The 26,937-nt window shown below is 70.8% G+C and carries 22 protein-coding genes; 21 read left to right on the forward strand and 1 reads right to left on the reverse strand.

The genetic code is table 11. The annotated features are described in order from the left end of the window. The first annotated feature begins 67 nt into the window (after positions 1 to 67). The 6 genes from ACIBK0_RS34375 to ACIBK0_RS34400 all read left to right on the forward strand — a co-directional run bounded on the left by ACIBK0_RS34375 (position 68) and on the right by ACIBK0_RS34400 (position 10,302). A complete protein-coding gene (locus tag ACIBK0_RS34375) occupies positions 68 to 682 on the forward strand; it encodes a hypothetical protein (protein WP_399088492.1) in 615 nt (204 codons plus the stop codon). A 54-nt stretch (positions 683 to 736) separates the two neighbouring features. Beyond that, positions 737 to 2,782: a flotillin family protein gene (locus tag ACIBK0_RS34380; protein WP_399088494.1), complete on the forward strand. Its 2,046-nt coding sequence runs from the start codon at positions 737 to 739 to the stop codon at positions 2,780 to 2,782. 74 nt (positions 2,783 to 2,856) lie between these two features. Next, the gene (locus tag ACIBK0_RS34385; RefSeq protein WP_399088496.1) at positions 2,857 to 7,785 is read left to right on the forward strand and encodes a DNA repair ATPase; all 4,929 of its coding nucleotides are present in this window, start codon (positions 2,857 to 2,859) and stop codon (positions 7,783 to 7,785) included. A 149-nt stretch (positions 7,786 to 7,934) separates the two neighbouring features. Further along, complete coding sequence (locus ACIBK0_RS34390; RefSeq protein WP_399088499.1) at positions 7,935 to 8,135, forward strand: hypothetical protein; 201 nt, start codon at positions 7,935 to 7,937, stop codon at positions 8,133 to 8,135. Further along, entirely contained in the window at positions 8,132 to 9,430 is a 1,299-nt protein-coding gene (locus ACIBK0_RS34395) for an SLC13 family permease (protein ID WP_399088501.1), read from the forward strand. Before ACIBK0_RS34390 ends, ACIBK0_RS34395 begins: the two co-directional genes overlap by 4 nt. 338 nt (positions 9,431 to 9,768) lie before the next feature. Continuing rightward, a complete protein-coding gene (locus tag ACIBK0_RS34400; RefSeq protein WP_399088503.1) occupies positions 9,769 to 10,302 on the forward strand; it encodes a MarR family winged helix-turn-helix transcriptional regulator in 534 nt (177 codons plus the stop codon). Positions 10,303 to 10,368: 66 nt separating this feature from the next. Here the strand turns inward: ACIBK0_RS34400 and ACIBK0_RS34405 are convergent, their stop codons facing one another. Next, positions 10,369 to 11,109: a DUF4142 domain-containing protein gene (locus ACIBK0_RS34405; protein WP_399088505.1), complete on the reverse strand. Its 741-nt coding sequence runs from the start codon at positions 11,107 to 11,109 to the stop codon at positions 10,369 to 10,371. Positions 11,110 to 11,442: 333 nt separating this feature from the next. Here ACIBK0_RS34405 and ACIBK0_RS34410 point away from each other — a divergent pair, with 333 nt between their 5' ends. The 15 genes from ACIBK0_RS34410 to hypE all read left to right on the forward strand — a co-directional run bounded on the left by ACIBK0_RS34410 (position 11,443) and on the right by hypE (position 26,896). Then, complete coding sequence (locus ACIBK0_RS34410) at positions 11,443 to 13,176, forward strand: hydrogenase maturation protein (RefSeq protein ID WP_399088646.1); 1,734 nt, start codon at positions 11,443 to 11,445, stop codon at positions 13,174 to 13,176. 182 nt (positions 13,177 to 13,358) lie between these two features. Next, entirely contained in the window at positions 13,359 to 14,447 is a 1,089-nt protein-coding gene (locus ACIBK0_RS34415) for a hydrogenase expression protein HypE (RefSeq protein WP_399088507.1), read from the forward strand. Between the two features lie 83 nt (positions 14,448 to 14,530). Beyond that, on the forward strand, positions 14,531 to 16,315 hold the full coding sequence (locus ACIBK0_RS34420) for a nickel-dependent hydrogenase large subunit (RefSeq protein WP_399088509.1): 1,785 nt from the start codon (positions 14,531 to 14,533) through the stop codon (positions 16,313 to 16,315). Next, entirely contained in the window at positions 16,312 to 16,911 is a 600-nt protein-coding gene (locus ACIBK0_RS34425; protein WP_399088511.1) for a hypothetical protein, read from the forward strand. Before ACIBK0_RS34420 ends, ACIBK0_RS34425 begins: the two co-directional genes overlap by 4 nt. Beyond that, a complete protein-coding gene (locus ACIBK0_RS34430; protein WP_399088513.1) occupies positions 16,884 to 17,564 on the forward strand; it encodes a DUF5947 family protein in 681 nt (226 codons plus the stop codon). Before ACIBK0_RS34425 ends, ACIBK0_RS34430 begins: the two co-directional genes overlap by 28 nt. Then, a complete protein-coding gene (locus ACIBK0_RS34435; RefSeq protein ID WP_399088515.1) occupies positions 17,561 to 18,247 on the forward strand; it encodes a DUF6084 family protein in 687 nt (228 codons plus the stop codon). The genes ACIBK0_RS34430 and ACIBK0_RS34435 overlap by 4 nt, the downstream gene beginning before the upstream one ends. Then, positions 18,244 to 19,674: a hypothetical protein gene (locus ACIBK0_RS34440; protein ID WP_399088517.1), complete on the forward strand. Its 1,431-nt coding sequence runs from the start codon at positions 18,244 to 18,246 to the stop codon at positions 19,672 to 19,674. The genes ACIBK0_RS34435 and ACIBK0_RS34440 overlap by 4 nt, the downstream gene beginning before the upstream one ends. Further along, the gene (locus ACIBK0_RS34445; protein WP_399088519.1) at positions 19,671 to 20,258 is read left to right on the forward strand and encodes a hydrogenase maturation protease; all 588 of its coding nucleotides are present in this window, start codon (positions 19,671 to 19,673) and stop codon (positions 20,256 to 20,258) included. The genes ACIBK0_RS34440 and ACIBK0_RS34445 overlap by 4 nt, the downstream gene beginning before the upstream one ends. A gap of 11 nt (positions 20,259 to 20,269) precedes the next feature. After that, entirely contained in the window at positions 20,270 to 20,374 is a 105-nt protein-coding gene (locus ACIBK0_RS34450) for a DUF6893 family small protein (protein ID WP_399088521.1), read from the forward strand. A gap of 184 nt (positions 20,375 to 20,558) precedes the next feature. Continuing rightward, positions 20,559 to 20,954 carry a hydrogenase maturation nickel metallochaperone HypA gene (locus tag ACIBK0_RS34455; RefSeq protein ID WP_399088523.1) on the forward strand — a complete coding sequence of 132 codons (396 nt, stop codon included), beginning with the start codon at positions 20,559 to 20,561 and terminating at the stop codon, positions 20,952 to 20,954. A gap of 3 nt (positions 20,955 to 20,957) precedes the next feature. Then, entirely contained in the window at positions 20,958 to 21,725 is a 768-nt protein-coding gene (hypB, locus tag ACIBK0_RS34460; RefSeq protein WP_399088525.1) for a hydrogenase nickel incorporation protein HypB, read from the forward strand. Continuing rightward, positions 21,722 to 24,328 carry a carbamoyltransferase HypF gene (gene hypF, locus ACIBK0_RS34465; protein WP_399088527.1) on the forward strand — a complete coding sequence of 869 codons (2,607 nt, stop codon included), beginning with the start codon at positions 21,722 to 21,724 and terminating at the stop codon, positions 24,326 to 24,328. Before hypB ends, hypF begins: the two co-directional genes overlap by 4 nt. Positions 24,329 to 24,385: 57 nt before the next feature. Beyond that, positions 24,386 to 24,694 (forward strand): HypC/HybG/HupF family hydrogenase formation chaperone, encoded by a 309-nt coding sequence (locus ACIBK0_RS34470; RefSeq protein ID WP_399088529.1) that lies wholly within the window; start codon positions 24,386 to 24,388, stop codon positions 24,692 to 24,694. Beyond that, on the forward strand, positions 24,691 to 25,815 hold the full coding sequence (gene hypD, locus ACIBK0_RS34475) for a hydrogenase formation protein HypD (protein WP_399088531.1): 1,125 nt from the start codon (positions 24,691 to 24,693) through the stop codon (positions 25,813 to 25,815). The genes ACIBK0_RS34470 and hypD overlap by 4 nt, the downstream gene beginning before the upstream one ends. Then, the gene (gene hypE, locus ACIBK0_RS34480) at positions 25,808 to 26,896 is read left to right on the forward strand and encodes a hydrogenase expression/formation protein HypE (protein WP_399088533.1); all 1,089 of its coding nucleotides are present in this window, start codon (positions 25,808 to 25,810) and stop codon (positions 26,894 to 26,896) included. Before hypD ends, hypE begins: the two co-directional genes overlap by 8 nt. The last annotated feature ends 41 nt before the right edge of the window (positions 26,897 to 26,937 follow it).

The raw sequence follows: 26,937 nt of genomic DNA on the forward strand, positions 1-26,937 counted from the left end.
AACCCGGAGGGGAGTCGTGCGCCACCGGAGCAGGCCGTCCGACAGGAAGAAACGGGGGTGGGACACCATGTGGACGTTTCTCGTGGTCGTCAGTGGTTTTCCCACCATCCTGTTCACGGCCGCGCTCGTCGTGGTCGTCGCCTTCTGGCTGCTGGTCGCCGTGGGCGCGGCCGAGTCGCACGGCTTCGACGCCCACGCGCACTTCGACGCCTGGGGGATGGGCGGCGTGCCGGTGACGGTCGCCTTCTCGCTGCTCACCGCGATCGGCTGGTTCCTCAGTCTCGTCGCGACCGTCCTGCTCGATCCGGTCCTGCCCTCCGGAATGCTCCGCGGCCCGCTGGGCCTGGCGGTTCTGGCAGGAGCACTGCTGGTCGCATGGCGCGTGACCCGCCTGCTCGTACACCCTGTGCGGCGCCTCTTCCCCGATGAACCGGGGCCGTCCCGGCTGGACTTCGTGGGGTTGACCTGCACCATCCGCACGGGGCGGGTGGACGGCGGCTTCGGCCAGGCCGAGGTCGCCGCCAAGGACGGCTCCACCGCGGTGGTCCAGGTTCGCCAGCACGGCGCCGAGTCCCTCGGCAGCGGCAGCACCGGACTGCTGTACGCCTACGACGAGGCCGGCGAGTTCTTCTGGGTCGCGCCCTACGACGCGGCCATCGATCCGCGCGGCCGCGCCGGCTAGCTCCGCGCCGCCCCCGCCGCACCTCTTCTTCCGTACGCCTCAAGGACGTATCCCATGGATGCCATTTCGCTGGGCATCGGCGTGCTCGTCGCCGTTGTCCTGCTCATCGCGCTCACACTGCTGTTGGTCGTCGGCCGACTGTTCCGCAAGGTGGAGCAGGGACGGGCGCTGATCATCTCCAAGACGAAGAAGGTGGACGTCACCTTCACCGGGGCCGTGGTGCTGCCGGTGCTGCACAAGGCCGAGTACATGGACATCTCGGTGAAGACCATCGAGATCCGCCGTACCGGCCGCGAGGGTCTGATCTGCCGGGACAACATCCGCGCCGACATCCACATCAGCTTCTTCGTCCGGGTCAACAAGACGGTCGAGGACGTCATCAAGGTCGCCCAGGCGATCGGCACGCAGACCGCGAGCGACGCGGCGGCGATCCAGGACTTCTTCGCGGCGAAGTTCTCCGAGGCCCTCAAGACAGTCGGCAAGCAGCTGGACTTCGTCGACCTCTACACCAAGCGCGAGGAGTTCCGGGACCGGATCATCCAGGTCATCGGCACCGACCTGAACGGCTATCACCTGGACGACGCGGCGATCGACTTCCTGGAGCAGACGCCGATGTCCCAGCTGGACGCGGCGAACATCCTCGACGCGCAGGGCATTCGGAAGATCACCGAGCTGACGACGGTCGAACACGTCCGCACCAACGAGTTCCAGCGCACCGAGGAGAAGGAGATCACCCGGCAGAACGTCGACGCCCGGGAGACGATCCTGGAGCTGGAGCGGCGGCAGGCGGAGGCGGAGATCAAACAGCGGCGCGAGGTCGAAACGCTGCGGGCGCGCGAGGAGGCGGCCACCGCCAAGGTGCAGGAGGAGGAACGGCTGGGCGCCCAGGGCGCGTTCATCCGCACCGAGGAGCAGCTCGGCGTCCAGCGCGAGAACCAGGCCCGTGAGATCACCGTCGCGCAGAAGAACCGCGAGCGGGTCATCGCCGTGGAGAACGAGCGCATCGAGAAGGACCGTCTCCTGGAGGTCATCGCCCGGGAGCGGGAGACCTCGCTGTCCCAGATCGCCAAGGACAAGGAGGTCGAGGCGGAGCGCCGCGAGGTCGCGGATGTCGTCCGGGAGCGCATCGCGGTGGACCGTACGGTCGCGGAGCAGGAAGAGGCCATCAAGAAGCTGCGCGTGGTCGAGGAGGCGGAGCGCGGCCGTCAGTCGGTGATCATCGCCGCCGAGGCGGAGGCCCAGGAGAAGCTGGTCAAGGACATCAAGGCGGCCGAGGCGGCGGAGGCCGCCGCCAAGCACCGGGCGGCCGAGCAACTCACCCTCGCCGACGCCCGGTTGAAGTCGGCCGACCTCGACGCGCGCGCCAAGCTGCGGCTCGCGGAGGGTATCCAGGCGGAGACGGCCGCGGCGGGCCTCGCCGAAGTGCAGGTCCGCGACAAGGCGGCCGAGGTGACCGAGAAGGCGGGGCGTGCGGAGGCCGCGGCCACAGAGGCGCGGCTGCGCGCCGAGGCCGAGGGCGCGCGGGCCAAGGTCCTCGCGGAGGCCACGGGGATCGGCGAGAAGCTCAAGGCCGAGGCGGAGGGCCTCAACCAGAAGGCGGTCGCGATGGCCGCCCTCGACGACGCCTCCCGCGGCCACGAGGAGTACCGGCTGCGCATTCAGGCGGAGAAGGAGATCCGTCTGGCCGGACTCGACGTCCAGCGGCAGGTCGCCGAGGCACAGGCCACGGTCCTCGCCACCGGGCTGGAGAACGCGGACATCAACATCGTCGGCGGCGAGTCCGTCTTCCTCGACCGGCTGGTGAACTCGATCGCGCTGGGCAAGAGCGTCGACGGGTTCGTGAGCAACTCCGAGACCGCCCGGGCGCTGGCCGGCCCCTGGCTGGACGGCAGCTCCAGCTTCACCGACGACCTCGGCCGGCTCCTCGGCTCCATCTCCACCGCCGACGTGCAGAACCTGACCGTCTCGGCCCTTCTGATGCAGCTCATGAAGTCGGGTGGGGCCAACGGCGGTCGACTCCAACAACTGCTGGACAAGGCAGGGGAGTTGGGTCTGGCGGACACACCGCTCGCCGCCCTCAACGGCAGTGCCAGGGCCTGACCCCCATCGGTCCGGAGCCGCCGCACAGGGGACGGCGGCTCCGGACCACGCTCCTCGAAGGGAACCCCGCATCCATGGCAACCGGCCTGGACACCGGCACACACCATGCGTTCGCCTCCGGCGCCCGCGAGGCGGTCGACACCGGCACCTACGAGGTGCTCCGCGACCGGCTCGTCGCGCAGGCCGCCGAACTCGCGCGGCGCGCCGAGTCGCTCAACTCTCGCCGCATCGAGGAGTTCGGCTCGACCCGCCTGGAGATCACCGGCACCGAACGGCTGCGCACCGAGCACCACTGCGTACCGCGTGACATCGTCTCCGTCGGGGACGCGCTGCTGTTCGGCCACAATGTCTTCCTCGGCCTGAAGCCCGAGACGGCCGTCGCCGACGTCTTCGCAGCGTACGACCGCGAGCTGAACCGGCTGCCGCACGACGCGGTCCCCGGCCTGCTCGACGACCCCGGCTTCATACGGGAATTCGAGGCGCTGTACCGCTACTACCGCCAGGCACATCTCCTTCAACTTCGCCACGTCGACGGCAAGTTGCTGGCCGTCTTCCAGACGGGGGAGAAGACGGAGGACATCCGCGTACTGCGCTGGGCCCTGTCCGAGGACGGCGCGGCGCGCTTCCTCGACGCACGCGGCGAACGCGATCACGTCTTCCCGCCGTCGTACGACTTCGAGTGGCGTGAGGCCACGCGCGAGGACCATGTGCTCGGCCGTCATCCGCATGTCTCCATCGAGGGCGAGGTCTTCGTCGAGACGGTCGGCGGCACCCTCACGGTCAAGGTGGAGGACAACACCGAGACGAGCGAGGGCATTTACTCCGAGCCCGTCGACGAGCCGCTGCAGTCCCTCGCCGACGCCGACATCGCGTACGCGCGCGTGGGCGCCCTCATCCTGCTGCGCGTCCGCCCCTACAAGGAGGACGCCCACCGGTACCTGGTGTTCAACACGCTCACCAGGTTCGTCGTCCGCCTCGACGGAATCGGACAGGCGTGCCGCCGGCTGCCGGAGGACCAGGGGATCGTCTTCCCCGGCGGCTACTGCCTGGCCGCGGGCGCGCACAAGACGTTCGACGGCATCGACACCGACGAGCTGGAGTTCGAGCGGGAGGTACGGTCGCCGAACGGCGAGGACGTGCTGTACGCCTTCCATGCGCGCGCGGAGGGTCGCAGTCTGCTGCTCCCGTACAACCTGATCCGCAAGGAGGTCGTCACCCCGCTCTCCTGCCACGGCTGGGCCCTGTTCGACGACGGCACGCTGATGGTGCTGCGCGCCGAGAGCGACGAACCGGCGCGTGTTCACCCGCTCCAGCTGTGGACCTCCCCTTATGTCTCCGACACCCACGCCGCCGCCCGGCCCAGCGGCACCGGAGCGCTGGCCCGCGTCGGCAACGCCGACCTGGTCAGGGGCATCTCCGATTGCCTGTCGATCACCGGATCCGTCGCCGAATCGACCCCGACGACCGAGGTGTACGAGGCCCTGCTGGCGGCATGCGTCCGCGCGGCCGACACGTACCACTGGCTGGCGGACGGCGAGCTGGGCGATCTGCGGACCCCGCTGCGGGCGGTGCGGGAGACCGCCGAGCAGGTGCTCGCCGAGTTCGAGACCGTCCAGGCCCTGACCCGGCAGGCCGCCGACTCGCTCGGCGGGGCGGCGGCCCGCATCGCCGCCGTGGTCCGCCGGCTGCGCGGGGAAGCTCCGCGTGACGCCGCGGCCTGGGTGGCCGGACTCACCGAACTCCGTCGGGCCCAAGGGCATCTGCTCACGCTCAAGGACGTGCGGTACGCGGACACCGCCCGCATCGAGGCGCTGGCCTCGGACACCCAGGCCGACCTCGCCGGGTTCGGGCAGCGAGCCGTCGCCTTCCTCGCCCGCGACGACGCGTTCCTCGGCCACCATCAGGACGTCGAGCGGCTCGTCGCGGACGCCGGGGCCCTGGCCACCGTCGCGGACGCCGCACCCGTCGCCTCCCGCCTCGACGAACTCGCGGACGGGCTGCACACCGTGACCGACGTCGTCGCCGGGTTCGACATCGGCGACGCCACCGTACGTACGGCCATCCTGGAGCGCGTCGCCGAGGTCCTGGCCGGCGTCAACCGAGCCCGCGCCACCCTCGACGCACGCCGCCGCGCACTGAGCGAGAGGGAAGGGCGAGCGGAGTTCGCGGCCGAGTTCGCCCTGCTCGGCCAGGCCGTGACCGGGGCGCTCGCAGTCGCCGACAGCCCCGAGGCCTGCGACGAGCAACTCGGCCGGGCGCTGGTGCGATTGGAGAACCTGGAGTCCCGCTTCGCGGAGTTCGACGACTACCTCGGCGAGCTGGCCGACAAGCGCACCGAGGTCCACGAGGCATTCGCCGTCCGCAAGCAGACCCTCGCCGACGCCCGCGCCCGCCGCGCCGAACGGCTCGCTCAATCGGCGACCCGGGTCCTCGAGCCCCTTGCCCGCCGTGCCGCCGCACTGCCCGACGCGGACGCCGTCACCACCTACTTCACCTCCGACCCGATGACCGGCAAGGTCCGCCGAGTCATCGACGAACTGCGCGAACTGGGCGACCAGGTGAGGGCGGAGGAACTGGCCGGACGCCTTAAGGCGGCACGCCAGGAGGCGACCCGCGCCCTGCGTGACCGCACCGACCTGTACGCCGACGGCGGCCGTACCCTCCGGCTGGGCCGTCACCGCTTCGCCGTCAACACCCAGCCCCTCGACCTCACCCTGGTCCCGCACGGCGACGGTCTCGCCTTCGCGCTCACCGATACCGACTACCGCGCCCCGGTCACCGACCCGGACTTCGACGCCACCCGTCCCTACTGGAACCGGCCCCTGCCCTCCGAGTCGCCCGAGGTCTACCGCGCCGAACACCTGGCCGCCCGCCTCCTCGACGAACACGGGCCCGCCGCACTGGCCGGAGCGGACCTCCCCGTGCTCGTACGAAAGGCCGCGGAGACGGCGTACGACGAAGGCCACGAACGCGGCGTGCACGACCACGACGCCACCCTGATCCTCGCCGCCCTGCTGAGGTTGCACGAGGAAGCCGGAGCGCTGCGGCACACGCCTTCGGCGCGGGCTGCCGCCCAGCTGTTCTGGGCGCACGGCACGACCGCGGACGGCCGTGAGAGCTGGACCCGCCGTGCGAGGTCGCTGGCACGGGCCCGCGCCACGTTCGGGCCCGCCCCCGCCGCCCTCGCCGACTTCCGGGCGGAGCTGGCAGCGGAGATCGGCGAGGCGTCCGCCGCCTACCTCTTCGACGAGTTGACGACGGTGCCCGAGGGGTTCGTCATCAGCGCGGGGGCCCGGACCCTCCTCGACAAGTTCCGCCGCACGGTGGGCACTTCGGCCTACGACGACGACCTCGCCGCGCTCGACGACCTCGGCGCCGGGCGGCAGCTGGTCGAGGCCTGGCTGTCCGCGTACACCGCCGCCACCGGTACCGAGACAACCCCCGGTGATCTGGCCGAAGCCGTGGCCGCCGAACTCTGTCCGGACCTCGTGCGCTACGAGTCCGACGCCCCGCTGACCGAGACGGTCGAGGGGCTGCTCGGCACCCATCCCCGTCTCGACGGCGGGACACTCACGATCCGCGTCGATGAACTCCTCGCGCGTACACACCACTTCCGTGCACACGCCGTCCCCGGCCACCGCGCCTACCAGCGCCGGCGCACTGCCCTGGTGACCGCCGAGCGCACCCGCCTCCACCTGGACGCGTACCGCCCGCGCGTGATGTCCGCGTTCGTGCGAAGCCGCCTGATCGACGAGGTCTACCTCCCGCTCATCGGCGACAACCTGGCCAAGCAGCTCGGCGCCACCGGCGACATCGGGCGAACGGACACCGGCGGTCTGCTGCTGCTCGTCTCCCCACCCGGCTACGGCAAGACGACCCTCATGGAGTACGTCGCCGACCGCCTCGGCCTCGTCCTGGTCAAGGTCAACGGGCCCTCGCTGGGCAATGCCGTCACCTCGCTCGACCCGGCCGAGGCACCCGACGCCACCGCGCGCCAGGAGATCGAGAAGATCAACTTCGCCCTGGCGGCGGGCAACAACACGCTCCTCCACCTCGACGACATCCAGCACACCTCGCCCGAACTGCTGCAGAAGTTCATCCCGCTGTGCGACGCCACCCGCCGCATGGAAGGCGTGTGGAACGGCGAGCTGCGCACCTACGACCTGCGCGGCAAGCGCTTCGCGGTCTGCATGGCGGGCAACCCCTACACCGAGTCCGGCAGTCGCTTCCGCGTCCCCGACATGCTCGCCAGCCGCGCCGACGTCTGGAACCTCGGCAATGTGCTGACGGGCAAGGAGGACGTCTTCGCGCTCAGCTTCATCGAGAACGCGCTCACCGCGAACCCGGTCCTCGCGCCGCTGGCGGGGCGTGAGCACACCGACCTGGCCCTGTTGATCCGGCTCGCCGAGGGCGACGCCACCGCCCGTGCCGACCGCCTCACCCACCCGTACACCCCCGCCGAACTGGAGCGGATCCTCGCTGTTCTGCGCCACCTGCTCACGGCACGCGAGACGGTGCTGGCCGTGAACGCCGCGTACATCGCCTCCGCGGCCCGGACCGACGCGACGCGCACGGAGCCGCCCTTCCAACTCCAGGGCTCCTACCGCAACATGATCAAGATCGCCCAGCGCATCCAGCCGGTCATGAACGCGGCCGAGCTCGCCGCCGTCATCGACGACCACTACACCGCGGAGGCGCAGACCCTCACGACCGGCGCGGAGGCGAACCTGCTGAAGCTGGCCGAGCTGCGCGGCACCCTCACCACCGAACAGGCGGCCAGGTGGGGGGAGTTGAAGAACGCCCAGGTCCGCGACCAGAGCCTCGGCGGACCGGACGACGACCCACTGACCCGTACGGTCGGCGCACTCGGGCTGCTGGCCGACCGGGTGGCCGCCGTGGAGTCCGCGATCAACCGCGCTGCCGATCCCCGCCGGCCGACGCCCGGTCCCGCGGCCAGGCACGCCGCCGGGCCGCGGGGAACGCGAGAGCCCTACCGGCCCTGACCGACGCGGTCGCGGAACACCCCGGCCCCGACAGCCCACCAAGAAGCTGTCGTCGACGCGTCAAGGGCCTGTAAGGTCCCCGGCGGTGTGCCGGGAAGTCTGGTCGGCGAGCAGGGGATCGCTCTCTCTTCCGATGGGGGGCCACCGTCATGACGCACGGGTGCGGCGCCGCGCCGCTCAACGCGGAATGCGGCAGCAGCGACGGGCTCGTGCTGCCACTCGTCCTCGTGCCGAACGTCGAGGCCGGTCCGCCCCCTGAAAAGCGCGCGGCGCTGCCGACCGTCGGCGCGCCGTCGACCTCGGCGCCCTTCGGCGAGCACTCGTTCGAACCCGTCATCGGAGGACTGTGAACGACTGGCACAGTTGGGCGGCGATCGTCGTGTTCGTCGGCGCGTACGCCCTGATCATCAGCGAGAAGATCCACCGTGTCGCCGTGGCCCTGAGCGGCGCGGGCCTGATGCTGGCGATCGGGGCGACCGACGACGTGTCGGCGTTCTACTCCGAGGACTCCGGCATCGACTGGAACGTCATCTTCCTGCTCATGGGCATGATGATGATCGTCGGGGTGCTGAAGAAGACCGGCATGTTCGAGTACCTCGCGATCTGGTCGGTGAAGAGGGCCAAGGCCAAACCGTTCCGGGTGATGGCGATGCTCATCGTCATCACGGCGCTGGCCTCCGCCCTGGTCGACAACGTCACCACGGTCCTGCTCATCGCACCGGTCACCCTGCTGGTCTGCGAACGACTCGCGGTGTCCGCGGCCCCGTTCCTCATAGTCGAGGTGTTCGCGTCGAACATCGGCGGCACAGCGACCCTGGTCGGCGATCCGCCCAACATCATCATCGCCAGCCGCGCCGACCTGACCTTCAACGACTTCCTGGTCCATCTCGCCCCCCTGTCGGCGCTCCTGGTCCTCGTCCTCGTCGGGCTGAGCAGGGTCATGTTCCGCACGTACTTCGTCTATGACGAGGGCCGCGCCGCGGAGATCATGGCCCTGGAGGAGCGGCAGGCCATCAAGGACCCGCGCCTGCTGGTCCAGGGACTGGTCGTCCTCGCCCTGGTGGTGGCGGGCTTCGTCCTCCATCCCGTGTTGCACTACGAGCCGAGCATCGTCGCCCTGCTCGGCGCCGGACTGCTGGTCGCCGTCTCCACGGCCGAGACGAGCGAGGTCCTCGCCGAGGTCGAGTGGCCCACGCTCGCCTTCTTCGCGGGCCTGTTCATCATGATCGGCGGCCTGATCGACACCGGTGTGATCGGCAAGGTCTCCGAGATTCTCGCGGACACGATCGGCACGAACGAACTCGGCGGATCCATGATCATGCTGAGCGCCTCGGCGGTCCTGTCCGGGGTCGTCGACAACATCCCGTACGTCGCCACCATGGCGCCCATCACGAGCGACCTGGTGCACAACATGGGCGGCGAAGGCCCTCACGTCATGTGGTGGGCGCTCGCCCTGGGCGCCGACCTCGGCGGCAACGGCACCGCCATCGGTGCCTCCGCGAACGTCGTGGTCCTCGGGATCGCCGAACGCAACCGCCGGCCCATCGGCTTCTGGCAGTTCACCCGGTACGGCCTGATCGTCACCGCCGTCACCGTGGCCATCTCCCTCGGCTATGTGGGGTTGCGGTACTTCGGACCTGCCTGACGAAGCGCAGGGACCTCACCCGGGCGGCAGGCTCGCCGCGAAGGGGTGCCCTTCGTCGACTCACTCACCGAGCACGTCGTCCTCCGTCAGGGCGGATCCGGCGACGAGGATCCAGCCGCGCAGAGAGCGGCCGGTCATGACATCCGCTTCTCCGTGACGTCCGGATCCGCGCCCGGCCGCTCCCGCGTCCGCGCGGCCCGTCTTTCGTCGTACGCCATGAGTCCCCGATCCGTGAGTCGCAGTGGCGGGCCAGAAGCGGGCGCTGGAGGGTCGCGAGAATGGTAAATCCGTTCCCATCGGACGAGTGGGGCGTGACGTCGACACGGTAGAAAGGACGCATGGCGCAGCGCGAGATCCCCGCAGGGGGCACGGACGATGTCGATGCGGTCACTCGGGCGGTGCTGACCGCCTCCCGGCTGCTGGTCGCGGTCTCCGCGCGTTCTCTCGCCGCGGTCGAGGAGCGGGTGACCCTGCCTCAGTTCCGGATGCTGGTAGTCCTGTCCATCCGCGGAGCCACCAAGCTCGTCACACTCGCCGACCTGCTTCAGGTCGCGCCGTCGACCGCCATGCGCATGATCGACCGGCTGATCGCGGCCGGGCTCGCCGACCGGCAGACCAACCCCGACAACCGCCGCGAGACCCTGCTGCAGCTCACGCAGGAGGGGCGGCGCGCGGTCGAGGACGTGACCGCCCGACGCCGCGCCGAGATCGCCGCCATCGTCGAACGGCTCGTCCCGAAGCAGCGCGCGGCGCTCGTCGAGGCACTCACCGCCTTCAACGAGGCGGGCGGCGAACCCCTGGTTCCGGCGATGGACGATCCTGAGCCGCATCCACTGGGCTGGGTGGACGCTGTCGCGGGACGCAAGGCCTGAAGCCCCTGTTCCTGGCGCCCAGTCGGCAGGCCGGAGCGTGAGCCCCGGCCGGAGTTCCGCCAGTGGTCATCCCGTCGTCGGGGTCGGTGTCGGAGACGTCGTGTTCACATCCAGTCCCGGAGGCAGGTTGAGGGAGAGGACCGGGGACCCCGGCTGGGGAGGCGGCGGGGTCAGCTGGTCCTTGGGGAGTTTCGGCGGGGTCGTCTGCTGGAAGTTGGCCTGGTCGAAATTGACCAGTCCGGTCCGCTCCAGCACCGTGATGTGGTCCAGGACGGTGTCGTTGGCCTGATCGGCGAGTTGCCGCACCAGGGAGTTCTGGGTGCTGGCGCGGATCTTGGCGATGACGGGAAAGATCTGACCGTGGGTGACCCGCATGATGTTGACCGCGGTGGTGTCGAACTGCTTGCCGGTGCTCCCGTCGGCGGTGGCCACGAACTGCTGCTGTTGCGGGCTCGCCTGGTTGGGCAGGGTGATGCCCAGTTCGGGGGCGATCTTCCGGCAGGCTTCGTCGAGGCGTGAGTGCCCGACGACCAGGTGTTTGCCGGCCTCTTTCATCTCCGCAGTGGTGCCCCGCTTCATGGCCATCATGCCGAGGGGATGCTCCCACAGCCCCGCCGCGCGGACCTTGACGACGAAGTCCCGGTCGGCTTCGGTCAGCGGTCCGTAGCGGGTGTTGGCTATCACGCGGGTCGGGGAGGTCGTCGCGCTCTGCACGCCGAGCATCGCGGGGTAGGCGAGGGCGGCGAGAGTCATGCACAGTGCGCCGCCCACGAAGACGGTTCCTGCCATGTTGCGTGATAGGCGCATCGTGCCTCCTGAGGTCAGCGGCTGGTACGCCAGGGGGTACGGACACGCTGAACCGATCAATCATTGCGCTGCGCAAATTTTGCACTCCGCTGTGTGTTGTGCATCACATGTCGGTGGGAGTGTGGCGGCGCGGCAGAAGATGGACGGCGGTCCAGGTGAGGGCCGGTCGCCCGGCTCCGGACCCCCTGAACCCGGCGCAGGACCCCGGCTGTCGGGGCCGGGTGGAGGCTCGGCGCGCGCTTTCGGGTGACTCGACAGCCTGTCGCCGGAGCGGGACGGTTCGGCATGTCCGACCATCGCAGTCGACCGCACCGTCGCCGCCAGGAGGTCGCCGTGCACATCCTGCTCGTGGCCAGCGCGTTCAACAGCCTCACACAGCGCGTCCATGCCGAATTGCGCGACCGCGGGCACACGGTCGCGGTGGAACTCGCCCTGCGCGACCGTCCGTTGCCGGAGGCCGTCCGGCGGCACGCCCCGCAACTCGTCCTCGCCCCGATGCTGAAGACGGCGATCCCCCGGGAGGTGTGGGCCGCGTACCCGTGTTTCATCGTCCACCCGGGGCCGTTCGGGGACCGGGGACCGTCCTCCTTGGACTGGGCGATCCAGGAGGGCGCCGACCGGTGGGGCGTGACGGTCCTTCAGGCCGACGAGGAGATGGACGCCGGGGATGTCTGGGCGTCCGTGGCCTGCCCGGTCCCGCCGGTGGGCAAGAGCGACCTCTACCGCAACGAGATCGCCGACGCGGCGCTGTCGGCCGTCCTGCTCGCCGTGGAGCGCTTCGCCTCGGGGACCTACGCCCCGCGCAAACAGGGCGGGGCGCATGCGCCGGACACGCCCGTGCGCATCCGCCCGTACCTCGACCAGAGCGTCCGCCGAATCGACTGGGACGCGGACTGCACCCGGACCGTCCTGGCCAAGCTGCGTGCGGCGGACTCCCAGCCCGGCGTGCTCGACGTGCTGCTCGGTGCCGAGTGGTACCTCCACGGCGGCCACCCCGAGGCCGGCTTGCGCGGCGTCCCGGGTGAGCTGCTGGCCACCAGGACCGGTGCGGTCTGCCGGGCGACGAAGGACGGTGCCGTCTGGATCCCCGAGGTGCGCCGCCGGCGGGGTCCGGGGCAGCCGCCCACGTTCAAACTGCCCGCCGTACTGGCCCTCGGCGACCGGCTGCCTCCCCTCCCGGAGCTCGCCGCGCCGTGCTTCGCGGACCCGTCCGGGCGGACGTGGACCGACATTACGTACCGGGAGGAGGGGAGCGTCGGCTTCCTCTCGTTCTCGTTCCCCGGTGGAGCGATGAGCACCGCGCAGTGCCGGCGCCTGCTCGACGCCTATCGGGAGGCGTGCGCGCGTCCCACCTCGATGCTCGTGCTGGGCGGGCAACGGGACTTCTTCAGCAACGGAATCCACCTCAACGTCATCGAGGCCGCCGAGGATCCCGCCGCCGAGTCCTGGGCCAACATCAACGCCATCGACGATCTCGTCGAGGCGATCCTGACCACCACGGACAGGCTGGTGATCTCCGCTGTCGCGGGCAACGCCGCGGCGGGCGGCGTGATGCTCGCCCTGGCCGCCGACGAGGTGTGGTGCCGCACCGGCTCTGTGCTGAACCCGCACTACCGGCTCATGGGCCTGTACGGCTCGGAGTACTGGACGTACACGCTGCCGCGCCGCGTGGGCGCGGTGACCGCCGAAAGGCTCCTGAGCGAGGCCCTGCCGATGAGCGCCGGGAGCGCCCGCGACCTCGGGCTCGTCGACAGGGTGGTCGATTGCGCCCCGCAGGACTTCGCCGCGGAGGTCGGACGGCTGGCGGCCCGGCTGGCCTCACTGCCGGGATCGCGGTCGCGGATCGCCGGGAAGAAGGCGGAACTGGACCGCCAGGAGAGCAGTGAGCCCCTGGCCGCCTTCCGGGAGCGCGAACTGGCCCTGATGCGTCGGACGTTCGACGACCCGGACGCCCCCTACCACGCACTGCGGCGCGCGTTCGTCCGCAAGGAGCGACCTTCGTGCACGCCGCCACACTTCGACCTCGCCGCCGCGGCGAGGACGGGGCGGAGCCGGGCCGAACCGTGAGGGGCCGTGTCACCGGACCGGCCTACCGCCGCGTCACTGGAACGGCCCGCGATGACGTCTCACCACGGCCGGATGGCTGGTACGAAGAGGACTGACGGTCGAAATACAGGCTTTCATCCCGATATGGGTTTTCCTTAAAACCTGCGGGTTCTCATCCCTCACCTCTCCGAGGAGGCGGTCCCATGACAGCGGCGACGCCGAGCACGGCCGGCGCAACGGATGCCGGTGGTGCGCCTGCCGACGAGACGCCCACGATCCACATTCTCTGGATCAACGCCGGGCTGAGCTGCGACGGAGACTCGGTCGCGCTCACGGCGGCGATGCAGCCGAGCATCGAACAGATCGCGCTCGGTGCGCTGCCGGGCCTGCCGAAGATCGCTGTCCACTGGCCCCTCATCGACTTCGAGTGCGGCCCGGTGGGTGGCGCGGACACGTTCATCGAATGGTTCTTCAAGGGAGAGCGTGGCGAGATCGACCCGTTCGTCCTGGTGGTCGAGGGGTCCGTCCCCAATGAGGCGATCAAGCCCGAGGGCTACTGGTGCGGCTTCGGTGACAACCCGGAGACCGGCCAGCCGATCACCACCAGCGAGTGGATCGACCGGCTCGCGCCCAAGGCGCTGGCGGTCGTCGCCATCGGCACCTGCGCCACGTACGGCGGTATCCACGCCATGGCGGGCAATCCCACCGGCGCGATGGGCGTGCCCGACTACCTCGGCTGGGACTGGAAGTCCCAGGCCGGTATCCCGATCGTGTGCGTCCCCGGCTGCCCGATCCAGCCCGACAACTTCGCCGAGACGCTCACCTACCTGCTCTACCAGGCGGCCGGCTCCGCCCCGATGATCCCCCTCGACGACAAGCTGCGCCCGGCCTGGCTGTTCGGCGCCACCGTGCACGAGGGCTGCGACCGCGCCGGCTACTACGAACAGGGCGACTTCGCCGAGTCGTACGACTCGCCCAAGTGCCTGGTCAAGCTCGGCTGCTGGGGCCCGGTCGTCAAGTGCAACGTGCCCAAGCGGGGCTGGATGAACGGCATCGGCGGCTGCCCGAACGTCGGCGGCATCTGTATCGCCTGCACCATGCCCGGATTCCCGGACAAGTTCATGCCGTTCATGGACGAACCCCCGGGCGCGAAGCTGTCCACCAAGGCCAGCGGCGCCTACGGCTCGGTGGTCCGCAGACTGCGCTCCCTCACCCAGCAGACGGTCGACAAGGAACCCAAGTGGCGCCACACGGGACGCAAGCTCACCACCGGATACCGGCCGCCGTGGTGACTCCCCGCCACACCTGAGCCGCGTTCCCCGATCCGTCCACACCCTCCCGGAACACCCACGCGAAGAAGGGCACGACCCAGACGATGGCACCGACGACGAAGGCGGCCGGTGACGGTAGCGGCCTGATGGAGATGGCCTGGGACCCGATCACCCGGATCGTGGGCAGCCTGGGCATCCACACGAAGATCGACTTCAAGCAGAAGCGGGTCGCGGAGTGCTACAGCACCTCGTCCGTCTTCCGTGGCTACAGCGTCTTCATGCGCGGCAAGGACCCCCGCGACGCCCACTTCATCACCAGCCGCATCTGCGGGATCTGCGGTGACAACCACGCCACCTGTTCGGTGTACACGCAGAACATGGCGTACGGCGTGAAGCCCCCGCACCTCGGTGAGTGGATCATCAACCTCGGCGAGTCCGCAGAGTACATGTTCGACCACAACATCTTCCAGGAGAACCTGGTGGGGGTCGACTACTGCGAGAAGATGGTCAAGGAGACCAATCCCGGCGTCCTCGAACTCGCCGAGCGCACCGAGGCGCCGCACGCCGGGGAGCACGGCTACCGCACGATCGCCGACATCATGCGGTCCCTGAACCCCCTCGAGGGCGAGTTCTACCGCGAGGCGCTCCAGGTGAGCCGCTACACCCGGGAGATGTTCTGCCTCATGGAGGGACGCCATGTGCACCCCTCCACGCTCTACCCCGGCGGCGTGGGCACCGTCGCCTCCGTACAGCTTTTCACGGACTACCTCAGCCGCCTGATGCGCTACGTGGAGTTCATGAAGCGCGTCGTCCCTCTGCACGACGACCTCTTCGACTTCTTCTACGAGGCGCTGCCCGGATACGAGGAAGTGGGGCGCCGACGGGTCCTGCTCGGCTGCTGGGGAGCGCTCAACGACCCCGAGTACTGCGACTTCACCTACGCCAACATGACGGACTGGGGCCGACGGATGTTCGTCACCCCCGGCATCATCGTGGACGGCAAGCTCGTCACCAACGACCTCACCGAGATCAACCTCGGCATCCGCATCCTGCTGGGCAGTTCCTACTACGAGGACTGGCAGGGCCAGGAGCAGTTCGTCACCCACGATCCGCTCGGCAACCCGGTCGACCCGCGCCACCCCTGGAACCAGCACACCATCCCCGCCCCGCAGAAGCGGAACTTCGACGACAAGTACAGCTGGGTCATGTCGCCCCGCTGGTTCGACGGCAAGGACCACCTCGCCCTGGACACCGGAGGCGGGCCCATCGCCCGCCTGTGGTCCACCGCGCTGTCCGGGCTCGTCGACACCGGTTATGTGAAGGCCACCGGCAACAGCGTGGTCATCAACCTGCCCCGCACCATGACCAAGCCCGAGGCCACCTTCGAGTGGAAGATCCCGAAGTGGAGCAACGCGCTCGAGCGGAACCGGGCGCGGACCTACTTCCAGGCCTACACCGCCGCCGTCGCTCTGCACTTCGCGGAGAAGGGGCTGGAGGAGGTCAGGGCCGGACGCACCCAGACCTGGGAGAAGTTCGAGGTGCCCGACGAGAGCATCGGCGTCGGCTTCACCGAGGCCGTCCGCGGTGTCCTCTCCCACCACATGGTGATCCGCGACGGCAAGATCGCCAACTACCATCCGTACCCGCCCACCCCGTGGAACGCCAGCACCAGGGACACCTTCGGCACGCCCGGCCCTTACGAGGACGCGGTGCAGAACACACCGATCTTCGAGGAGAACACCCCGGAGAACTTCAAGGGCATCGACATCATGCGCGCCGTCCGCAGCTTCGACCCCTGTCTGCCCTGCGGCGTGCACATGTACGTCGGTGGCGGCAAGACCGTACAGAAGATGCATGTGCCCACCGGCCTGAGCGGGCTGGGCGGATGAGCGCGGGCACCACGATCGACCCGGCGAAGGCGGCACAGGCAGTGGACGCGGTGCAGACCGGGCGGCGGATCGAGGACGTGCTCGACCGGCTTGCCGCCACCGGCGACCCGGCCGTCCGCGCGGCGGCCGAGGAGCTGGTGCAGGCTCTCATGGACTTCTACGGGGCGGGCCTGGCCCGGATGCTCCAGTTGCTGTCCGCACCTGAGAACCGTGGTGCCGCCCCCGTGCCTGCCCTGCTCGGCGACGAACTGGTCGCCGGCCTCCTCGTCCTGCACGACCTCCATCCAGAGGACCGGACGACCCGTATCGGCAGGGCGCTCGACAGCGTCCGCGAACACGACCTGGAGGTCGTGGACTTCGACGAGTCGACCGGGACACTCCGGCTGCGGGCGGCCGCCGCCGCGGGATGCGGCTGCGCCGCAAGCGGTACGACGGCCCAGCAGGCGGCCGAGGACGCGCTCGCCTGTTTCGCGCCGGAGGTCACGGTCGTCGAAGTGCAGTCCGCGGTGACGCCCAGGGAGCCCGCACTGCTCCAGATCGGCGTCGGCCCCGGCACTCGCGCCGGCGCATGTCCCGCTCCGGCGAAGACCCCGTGAGCGCGTCCTTCGCCCCCGGCCGGGCCACCCGCGGCTCCGGACTGCGCCGATTCCTGACCGGGCGTCAGCCGCAACCGGAGCGGTGCGGGCTGTGCGCGGTGGCGGTGGACGACGCGCACCACCGGCACCTGGTGGACACCGAGAAACGGGCCATCGTCTGCGCCTGCCCGTCCTGCGCCCTGCTGATGGAGCAACCGGGTGCCGCCATGGGCCGCTTCCGTCTGGTGCCGGACCGCTGTCTCGTCGACCCGGACCACCACCTCGACGACGGTGCCTGGGAGGCACTGCAGATCCCCGTCGGTGTCGCGTTCTTCTTCCGCAACGCCGCGCTCGACCGGCTGGTGGCCCTCTATCCGAGTCCGGCCGGGGCCACCGAGAGCGAGCTCGAACCGGCGACCTGGGCGACCGTCCTCGGAGACAGCCGCCTCGCCGAGCTGCTCGAACCCGATGTGGAAGCGCTGCTGCTGCGCCGCACCGAAGGCCGCTGCGAGTGCTATCTCGTACCGATCGACATCTGCTACGAACTGGTCGGCCGGATGCGCCTGTTGTGGCAGGGCTTCGACGGCGGGGCCGAGGCCCGCGCCGCGCTCGACGCGTTCTTCGAGCAGGTCGGGCAGCGCGCCCGCACCGTGGAGAAGGAGGGCCGGCCGTGACCGAGTTCTCCTTCGCCTGCACCGGTGTACGCGCCGACCGGTACGCCGCCGGACCCACCCTGGTCTTCCGGCTGCGCATCACCGCGACCGGCGACGAACCGGTGCACGCCCTGGCGCTGCGCTGCCAGATCCGCATCGAGCCCGCCCGGCGCGGCTACGAGGCGGCCGAGGCCGGCGCTCTCGCCGACCTCTTCGGCGAGCGCTCGCGCTGGGGCAGCACTCTCCATCCGGTGCAGTTCGCCCAGGTCTCCGTCCTGGTCCCCGCCTTCACCGGGGAGACCGAGACGGACCTCGTCGTGCCCTGTACCTACGACATGGACATCGCCGCGACCCGCTACTTCGCCGCGCTCACCGGCGGCGAGGTGCCCCTGTTGATGCTTTTCTCGGGCACGGCGTTCACCGGAGCGGGCGGCTTCCGTGTCGAACCTGTCCCCTGGGACCGGGAGGCGGCCTTCCGGATGCCGGTCGCGATCTGGCGGGAGATGGTCGAGCAGCACTTCCCCGGCTGCGGCTGGATCCGGCTGCCCCGCGACACCATGGACGCCCTGCTCGCCTTCCGCTCACGACGGGCGCTGCCCTCCTGGGAGGCGACCGTACGGGCCCTGCTCGACGAGGCGGGTACGGCAGCCCCGCCTCGGCAGGGCCCGGCCCTGACCAGCATCCCCGGAAGGACCGCTCCGTGAGCGTGACCGCGTTCGCCCCGGAGACCGAGGAACGCCTCGCCGTCGCCCGGCAGGTGGCCGACGCCGTCCTCTTCGAGGGCTATGTGCTCTACCCCTACCGTGCATCGGCGGCCAAGAACCGGTTGCGCTGGCAGTTCGGCGTACTCGTACCGCCCGCCTGGGGCGCCGCGTGCGAGGAGCACGACTTCCAGCACACCGAATGCCTGATGGAACCGCGGGCGGGCGCCACCCTGGCGGTCGAGCTGCGCTTCCTGCGCGCCCGGCGTCGTACGGTCCAACAGGCGCGCCCGGACGGCAGCTTCGACACGGTCCCCGAACTCCGGCTCGGAGACCGGATCCTGGTCCCCTGGGACGAGGGAACGGAGGAGCGCATCGAGGCGGTCGTGCCGGTGGACGAACTCAGGGGCGACGGGGTCACGATCCCCTTCGACCGCCCCGCCGGGGAGGACAGGGAGCCCGTCCTCGACGATGCCGGGCGACTCGTCGGCCGCACGGTCCGCCGTTACGAGGAGATCAGCGGCGCACTCCGGTTGTCGGCGTGCGAACTCGACGGACCCTACCGGGCGTTGCGGCTGACTGCCGTAGTCGAGAACACCAGCACCTGGACACCCCCGGACGGCCGGGCCGCCGACCGGGATGCCGCCCTCCCGCGCTCCCTGGTGGCCTCCCACCTCCTCATGGGACTGAGCGCCGGGTCGTTCCTGTCGATGACCGATCCCCCCGAGTGGGCCAAGGGCGCGATCGCGTCCTGCCGCAATCTGCACACCTGGCCCGTACTGGCCGGCGAACCCGGCCGCGCCGATGTGCTGCTCTCCTCACCGATCATCCTGGAGGACCATCCGGCCATCGCTCCGGAAAGCCCCGGTGCCCTGTACGACGCCACCGAGATCGACGAGATCCTCGCGCTGCGTACGGCCGCCCTCACCGACGAGGAGAAGCGCGAGGCACGCGGCACCGACGAACGGGCTGCCGCAGTGATCGACCTTGCGGACTCGATGCCCCCCGAGGTCCTGGAGCGCCTGCACGGAGCGGTGCGCAGCCTGCGGGAGGTGACGGGACCGGCCCCCGCTCCGGCCGCGACCGGATTCCCCGACGAGTACGGCGTGCGGCGTCCGGACACCCCGTGGTGGGACCCGGCGAGCGAGGCCGGCTTCGACCCGGGACACGACCGGGTCGTCGTCGAGGGCCGGTCGCTGGGGGCGGGAAGCCGGGTGCTGCTGCGACCGGGACTGCGGCGCACCGACGCGCAGGACCTGTTCCTGAAGGGGCGTACAGCGAAGGTCGAGGCCGTCCTGCACGACGTGGACGGCGCGGTGCACCTGGCGGTGACAGTGGAGGACGACCCGGGCGCCGACATTCGCCGAGAGCAGGGACGCTTCCTGTACTTCCAGCCCGACGAGGTCACACCGCTGGAGGACGGCGCATGAGCCTTCACGCGGGGCCGCCCCGCCAGGAGCGTGTCCTCCCCGACCCGCCCCGCCAGGAGAGCGGCAGGGTACTCGTCGCCGGTATCGGAAACATCTTCCTCGGGGACGACGGCTTCGGCGTCGACGTCGTACGCGTACTCGCCGGGAGGCAACTGCCCCCGCACGTCGAGGCCGTGGACATCGGTGTACGGGGCGTGCACCTCGCCTACCAGGTGCTCGACGGCTACGACACCCTCATCCTGGTGGACGCGACCGCGCGGGGCGAGGATCCCGGCACGCTCTACGTGATCGAGCACGAGACCACCGGCGGAGGCGAGCCGCACGGCGCGCTCGACGGCCACCGGATGACCCCCGACACCGTGCTCGCGCTGCTGGGCACGCTCTGTGCCGGAACCGGCGGGCAGCCGCCGCGGCGCACGCTGGTAGTGGGATGCGAACCCGCGTCGGTGGCGGAGGGCATCGGGCTCAGCCCGCCGGTCTCCGCCGCCGTACCCGAAGCCGTCCGGCTGATCGAAGAGTTGCTGCGGGCCGACCAGCCGGGAGAGCCCGCGCCGCGGGCCACGGCCGGCGGCGCCGGCAAGTGAGGAGACACGGAATGATCAAGACCCTCGTCGTCGGCACGCTGGCCGCCGTTGTCGCCGTCGTCGTCGTGCAGTCCCTGCCCGACATCAGACGCTATCTGCGCATGCGCTGTATGTGATCCGATGCCCGCCCTGCGGGCATCAGCCATTGCGGCGAACGGCGTAGGCGGCCGGGCGGCGACGGCGTGCCGGTCCGCCGCCCGGTACCGCCTCCTCTCTAATGAGGGGCGGCGGACGCCTGCCCGACAGGCCGATCGGCTCGATGGCGGTCGGTGGAGAGCGGTCTCGCCGGGACGGAGACCGATGCACGAGATGTCCATCGCGCTGGCGGTGATCGGCCAGGTGGAAGAGGCGGCGGAGCGGGCCGGTGACATCACGGCCGTGCGCTCGGTGCGGCTTCAGGTGGGCGAGCTGGCCGGTGTCGTACCCGATGCCCTGTCCTTCTGCTTCGAACTGGCCTGCGCCGGGACGGTGCTGGAAGGTGCCGAACTGGTCACCGACGCTGTGCCGGGCCGGGCCCGATGCGCTCCGTGCGGACACGAATGGGCCGTCGGCATGCCGCCCCTGCTGACCTGCCCGTGGTGCGGCGGAGCCACCACCGACCTGCTGTCCGGCCGTGAACTGCAGATCGTCAGCGTGCACTGGGAGGACGGCCCGACGCACGCACTCACCCGCGAACCGATCCCCGAGGAGCGCTGAACCATGTGCCGTGTGGTTGACCTGCAGCAGGCCGTCCTGGCCAAGAACGACGCGACCGCGCACACTCTGCGCGCCGGCCTCGCGGCCCGCGGCACCACGGTCGTCAATCTGCTGTCCAGCCCCGGCAGCGGCAAGACCGCCCTGCTGGAACGGGAGTTGGTGCTGGCCCGGGAGCGGTTCGTGCCGGTTGCGGCACTCACCGCCGACCTCGCCACCGAGAACGACGCGGAGCGCCTGGCGCGCTCGGGCGTCCCGGTCAAGCAGGTCCTCACGGACGGGCTGTGCCACCTGGAGGCCGGGATGCTCGGCCGCCACCTGGAGGGCTGGCTGCCCGACGGCACCCGGTTGCTGTTCGTGGAGAACGTCGGCAACCTCGTCTGCCCGGCCTCCTACGACCTCGGGGAGACCCTGAGAGTCGTGCTCGCCTCCGTCACGGAGGGCGAGGACAAGCCGCTGAAGTACCCCACCGCCTTTGGCCTCGCCCACCTGGTGGTGGTCACCAAGACCGACATCGCCGAGGCCGTCGAGTTCGACGAGGGGGCGTTCCGCGCGAACGTCGAGCGGGTCAACCCGGGAGTGGAGGTGCTGCTCACCTCGGCCCGCCGGGACCGGGGCGTCGGTGCCCTGCTCGACCGGGCGACGGCGGCCGCGAACGGATCCCCCCTGCACGCTCCCGTCATGGCGCGTCGGCCCGACGTCTCCGCGCACGCCCACCATCACACCCATGAACACCCGCACGGCACCGGCGCCATGGCGCAGTCCCGCTCGTGAGCGCTCCGCAGTCCTCGACCGCGGTCGCCGCTGAGGCGCCGCTGCGCCGTCGGGTCATCGTGCGGGGCGTGGTGCAGGGTGTCGGCTTCCGGCCGTACGTCTACACCCTCGCCACCGGCTTGAAGCTGTCCGGGCATGTGACCAACACCCCCGAGGGCGTCATCGCGGAAGTCGAGGGAACCCCCGCGGCGGTGGCCCTGTTCTGCGACCGGATCGCCCCGCACGCACCGCCGCTGGCCCGGGTGGACTCCGTCGACCACCAGGAGGTGCCCGCCACCGGGGAGGCCGCGTTCACCATCCTCGCCTCCCGCACGGACGGACCGGCCGGGACGCTGATCCCCCCGGACACCGCGACCTGCGCCGAGTGCCTGCGCGAACTCGCCGATCCCGCCGACCGGCGCCATCGCCACCCTTTCATCAACTGCACGCACTGCGGCCCCCGGTTCACGATCGTGACCGGCCTGCCCTACGACCGGGCCGACACCACCATGGCCGGCTTCCCGATGTGCCCCGACTGCGCCCGCGAGTACGCCGATCCGGCCGACCGGCGGTTTCACGCGCAACCCCTCGCCTGCCCGGCCTGCGGCCCGCGGCTTCGCCTGCTCGTCCCTCGAGCGGGCCTCGGCGGGCCACCGACAGAGGTGTCCTCGCAAGCGGATCCCGTCGCCGAGGCACGCAGACTCCTGGCGAGCGGCGCGATCCTCGCCGTCAAAGGACTCGGCGGCTACCACCTGGCCTGCGATGCGACCGATCCCGCGGCCGTCGCCCTGCTGCGCCGCCGAAAGGCCAGGGGGGACAAGCCGTTCGCCGTCATGGCCCGGAGCCTCGACGACATCGAACACCTCGTCCGGCTCGGCCCCGAGGAGCGGAGCCTGCTCGCCGGTGCGACCAGACCCATCGTGCTGCTGCGGCGCCGCATGGAGGAACGGGTCGTGCCGGGGGCACCACGTCCGGCCGAGTCGGTCGCACCCGGCAGCCCCGACCTCGGTGTCATGCTGCCGTACACCCCTCTGCACCACCTGCTGTTCGGCCTGTCCGGCGACCCCGAGGGCCCCCGGCTGCTCATCATGACCAGTGGCAACGTGGCCGGCGAGCCGATCGTCACCGACGACGAGGAGGCGCTGGAGCGGCTGGCGCCCCTGGCCGACGGATGGCTCACCCACGACCGGCCGATCCATGTGCCGTGCGACGACTCCGTGGTGCGCGTGTGCGACGGAGAGCCGCTGCTGGTGCGCCGCGCCCGCGGCTACGCGCCCTTGCCGCTGACCCTTCCGGTGCCCGTGCGCCCGGCCCTGGCCGTCGGCGGGGACCTCAAGAACGTGTTCTGCCTCGGCGAAGGCCGCCGGGCCTGGCTCTCCGCCCACATCGGGGACATGGACGACCTCGCCACCCAGCGGGCCTTCGAGCGCGCCACGGCGCAACTGGAATCGATCACTCCAGTACGTCCCGAACTGCTGGCGGCCGACCGGCATCCCGGGTACCGCTCGGCACGCTGGGCCGACCGGAACGCGGCGGGCCGACCCGTCGTACGCGTCCAGCACCATCACGCCCATGTCGCCGCCGCGATGGCCGAACGAGGAATGGACGGCGGTCGGCCGGTGATCGGTGTCGCCTTCGACGGCACCGGCTACGGGGAGGACGGAGCGGTGTGGGGTGGCGAGATCCTGCTCGCGGACTACGACTGCTTCACCCGGTTCGGGCATCTCGCCTACGTGCCGCTGCCCGGCGGCGACGCCGCGGTGCAGCGGCCGTACCGCATGGCGCTCGCGCACCTGCGGGCTGCCGGGATCGGCTGGTCGGACGAACTCGCCTGCGTCGCCGCCTGCCCGCCCGATGAACGCCTCGTGCTGGAACGGCAGTTGGAGCGTGATCTGAACTGCGTTCCCACCTCAAGCATGGGTCGGCTCTTCGACGCCGTGTCCTCCCTCGCGGGCGTCTGCCACCGGGCCGGATACGAAGCCCAGGCGGCGGTCGAACTGGAGGCCGCCGCGCTCGGGGCGCCCGCCGAGGACAGCGTCGCGTACGCGTTCGCGGTACGGGAGGCCGGGCCGGACGGCCGTGCGGTGCGCGCGTCCACCGGCTCCGGGTTCGGCGGAGAAACGCGACGCGCTGTTTCCGGGCACGGCACGACAGGCGGCGTGCCGTGGCCGGCTGTCGCAGCCGAGCCGGGCGGCGGCGCGCTCCGGGCGGTCACCGGCCCGCAGCCGGCGGGCGGTGTCGCGACACGGACGGATACCGCGCCCGTTCCGGCGCATCAGGCACCCTTCGTGGCGGATCCGGGACCCGTGCTGGCGGCCGTCGTCGAGGATCTGCGCGCGGGCGCGGGGCCGGCCCTGGTCGCGGCCCGCTTCCACCGTGCCGTCACCGGTCTCGTCCACCGCGTCTGCGTGCTGGCGCGCGAGCGGCACGGACTGGAGACGGTCGCCCTGACCGGCGGGGTCTTCGCCAACGCCCTGCTCTCCTCGGCCTGCGCGGCGGCGCTGGCCGCGGACGGTTTCACGGTCCTGCGCCACCACTTGGTCCCGCCGGGCGACGGCGGTCTGGCTCTCGGCCAGCTCGTGGTCGCCGCGCGTGCCGCGGACCGACCCCGAGCCACCGACTGAACGAACCGGCCCGGCGGCGCCGGGCGATGACGCACGACCCACAGCGAGGAGAGGCCCATGTGCCTGGCGGTACCCGGCAGAGTGCTCGACATCGAGGAGCGTGACGGCACCCGGATGGCCAACGTCGACTTCGGCGGTGTGGTCAAGGAGGTGTGCCTGGAGTACCTGCCCGACCTCCAGGTCGGCGAGTACGCCATCGTCCACGTCGGCTTCGCCCTGCAGCGCCTGGACGAGGAGTCGGCCAAGCAGACGCTCGAACTCTTCGCCACCCTCGGCATGCTGCAGGAGGAGTTCGGCGACCCCTGGGAGATGGCCGCGGAAGCGGGCGCAGCCCTGCCGACCGCGGGAGAGGAGGCGCGGAAGTGAAGTACATCGACGAGTTCCAGGACCCGGACCTGGCGCGCCGGCTGCTCGACGACATCCACTCGACGGTCACCAGGCCGTGGGCGCTGATGGAGGTCTGCGGCGGCCAGACGCATACCATCATCCGGCACGGAATTGACCAACTCCTGCCGGACCAGGTCGAGTTGATTCACGGTCCCGGCTGCCCTGTGTGCGTGACTCCGCTGGAGGTCATCGACAAGGCGCTGGAGATCGCCTCCCGGCCAGGGGTGATCTTCTGTTCCTTCGGCGACATGCTCCGGGTGCCCGGCACGGGACGGGACCTCTTCCAGGTGCGCGGCGCGGGTGGAGACGTACGGGTTGTCTACTCGCCGCTCGACGCCCTGAGGATCGCACAGCAGAACCCGGACCGGGACGTGGTGTTCTTCGGCATCGGCTTCGAGACGACGGCGCCCCCCAACGCGATGACGGTGTATCAGGCCCGCAGGCTCGGCATCCCGAACTTCAGTCTGCTGGTGTCCCATGTGCGCGTACCACCCGCCATCGAGGCGATCATGCGGTCCCCGAGCTGCCGGGTCCAGGGCTTCCTGGCGGCCGGGCACGTGTGCAGTGTGATGGGTGTGGGGGAGTACCCGGAACTGGCGGAGCGCTTCCGCGTCCCGATCGTCGTCACAGGCTTCGAACCCCTGGACATCCTCGAAGGCGTACGCCGGAGCGTGGTGCAACTGGAGCGCGGCGAACACACCGTCGACAACGCCTACCCCCGTGCCGTCCGCCCGGAAGGGAACCCGGCCGCGCGGGCCATGCTGGAGGACGTCTTCGAAGTCACCGACCGGTCCTGGCGGGGCATCGGCGTGATCCCCGACAGCGGCTGGCGGCTGTCCCCGAAGTACCGTGACTACGACGCCGAGTACCGCTTCTCGGTCGACGGCATCCAGACCCGGGAACCGGCCGAGTGCCGCAGCGGCGAGGTCCTGCAGGGGCTGCTCAAGCCGCACGAGTGCGAGGCGTTCGGCACCCTGTGCACACCTCGCACCCCGCTCGGAGCCACCATGGTCTCCAGCGAGGGCGCCTGCGCCGCGTACTACCTCTACCGGCGACTGGACCTCACCCCCGCGACCCGGGAGGCGAGCCCCGTTGTCTGAGACGACACAAACCACCGGCCTGCGCACGCCGGTACTCGACCCCGCGGCCTGGACCTGCCCGGCTCCACTGCGCGACCAGTCCCGTGTCGTCATGGGCCACGGCGGGGGCGGGGCGCTCTCCGCCGAACTGGTCCAGCACGTCTTCGCGCCCGCCTTCGGCGGAGAGGTGCTCGGGCAGCTGGGAGACGCCGCGGCGCTGTCGCTGGGCGGTGTCCGCATGGCCTTCTCCACCGACTCGTTCGTGGTGCGGCCGTTGTTCTTCCCCGGCGGCAGCATCGGTGACCTTGCCGTCAACGGCACCGTCAACGATCTCGCCATGAGCGGGGCCAGGGCCGCCTACCTCTCCTGCGGCTTCATCCTGGAGGAGGGCGTCGAGATGGAGACCGTCGCCCGCGTGGCCGAGGCACTCGGCGCGGCGGCCCGGTCCGCGGGTGTCGAGGTGGCGACCGGCGACACGAAGGTGGTGGAGGCCGGTCACGGCGACGGGATCTTCATCAACACGGCCGGCATCGGGCTCATCCCGGCGGGTGTCGATCTGCGTCCGCAGCGGGTCGTTCCCGGCGATGTCGTGATCGTCAGCGGCGCGATCGGCGTGCACGGCGTGGCGATCATGAGCGTTCGCGAAGGCCTGGAATTCGGAGTGGAGATCGAGAGCGACTGCGCGGCTCTCGGCACTCTGGTCGAAGCCATGCTCGCTGTCACCCCGGACCTGCACGTACTGCGCGATCCCACGCGGGGTGGGCTGGCGGCCGCGCTGAACGAGATCGCGGCGGCGTCCGGCACAGGGGTCGTCATCCGGGAGCGCGACGTCCCCGTCCCGCCCGCGGTCGCCAACGCCTGCGCCGTGCTCGGCCTGGACCCCATGTACGTCGCCAATGAGGGAAAGCTGGTGGCCTTCGTCCCACGCGAGCACGCCGACGCCGTACTGGACGCGATGCGGGCGCATCCGCTGGGTGGGGAATCCAGGATCATCGGCGAGGCGGTCGAGGCCCATCCGGGCATGGTGGTGGCCCGCACCGGGCTGGGCGGAACCCGGGTGGTCGACATGCCGATCGGGGAGCAACTGCCCAGGATCTGCTGACGCGCGGCCGACCGAGGAGACGGCGGGGAGACGACGCGGAG

It is taken from the genome of Streptomyces sp. NPDC050564 (assembly GCF_044457265.1).
Taxonomy (GTDB): domain Bacteria; phylum Actinomycetota; class Actinomycetes; order Streptomycetales; family Streptomycetaceae; genus Streptomyces.